Here is a 1,782-nt window from a genome sequence, read left to right on the forward strand (position 1 = left end):
TGCGCTTGTTCCTGTTGTAAGTCTTGTAAAAGTAATGTTGGCCGGGTCGTCTTTACAAACTGTTGCATCACCACTGATAGATGCATTTGCCATTTGACGCACTGTAATCCGAGCAGTGGATTTACCAAATCCGGATGTCCGTACACAACCGTTACCATTGGTAATGGAAAGAAGTGTGTAAGTTGTTGTTGTTGACGTGGGTGCTACAGGAACGATAAAACTTTCCTCTCCAGCTGTAGCAATTGATTGAGTCCAGGTGTTCGTACCGTCTGTGTATTCTATTTCATAAGGAGCGACAAAAGTATCGTTATCAGCTATAAAACGCAAAATAGCATCATCCCCCAAGCAAATGGTAGTACCTGTAAATGCGTTTGTAGCATTAGTATTGTTTGGTAGTTCGTTGACGGTTACAACAAAAGTAGCTTCCTGTGGTGCTCCACAACCGGATGCTATGGTATAAGTAAGCGTCGTAGAACCGTTACTTACTGCTGTGACTTCTCCTGTTGCTGCATTTACAGTAGCGACTGAAATATTTGATGATGACCAGGTACCCCCTGTGTCACCATTTGAGGTATAAGATTTAACATCATCAACACAAATTGCAGCCGGGCCACTAATAGTACCTGCGCTGAGATCAGGATTCACGGTCAAACTAGCCTGTGCACTCACAGGAGTTCCACAACCTGAACTAATCGTATAAATAATATTTGCTGTTCCTGCCCCAATTGCAGTAACTTCACCCGTGCTGGCATTAACCTCTGCTACATCTGTATCTGAGGATGACCAGCTTCCACCGGTATCACCATTTGTTGAATATGTGGTGGTTGCACCTATACATAAAGGTGATGAACCACTAACTGTGCCTGCATTGGCATTAGGACTCACAGTTACACTCGCCTGAGCACTTACTGGACTTCCACAACCGGAACTAATCGTATAAATAATATTTGCAGTTCCTGCTCCAATTGCAGTTACCTCACCAGTGATGGCATCAACGTCAGCTACATTTGAATCTGAAGTTGACCAGCTTCCACCGGAATCACCGTCTGATGTAAATGTGGTAGTTCCAGCAATACATAAAGGTGATGAACCACTAACTGTTCCTGCGTTGTCAGGCGGAACCGTATATCCAAAAGGAGCGGATGGAATCCCACAACTTGTCACAATAATGTCTCCATCACAAATGCCTGCAGGAACAGTAGCTACAATAAGTGTTGGCGATTGGCTGACAATCGCTGCCGTTACACCTCCTATGGTCACAACGTTGCCCGCAGAGGCAAAATTTGACCCGGCTATATCTACAGTCGCCCCTGCTATCAGCACGGATGGATTGATACTATTTATCACAGGTGTCGGAACCGTGTAATTCATAGCATTAGATACTTCACCACAATCATTTGTAACCACAATATTTCCCTGGCATAGACCAAAAGGCACAGTTGCTACAATTTGTACATCTGACTCACTAACTATACTTGTTGAAATGCCACCAATAGTTACCGAATTTCCTGTTGTAGAAAAACCGGATCCCTGAATAGTGACGTTATTTCCTCCAACGAGTTCCACAGGATTGATACTGGTTATCAAAGGTGCCGGAACTGTATATCCAAATGCAGTCGATGAAAGCCCACAACCCGTCACAACAATGTCTCCATCACAAATACCTGCCGGAACCGTAGCTCTGATTAGTGTTGTCGACTGGCTAACAAGCGCTGCCGTTACACCTCCTATGGTCACAACGTTGCCCGCAGAGGCAAAATTTGACCCAGTTATATCTATAAT

At 44.4% G+C, this 1,782-nt stretch carries 1 protein-coding gene; it reads right to left on the reverse strand.

Annotated features, from left to right (window positions below; genetic code table 11):
* On the reverse strand, positions 1-1,782 hold a 1,782-nt coding region (locus AC6F75_RS09345), incomplete at both ends, for an IPT/TIG domain-containing protein (RefSeq protein WP_500714741.1).

The sequence above is a fragment of the Planktosalinus sp. genome, assembly GCF_059864935.1.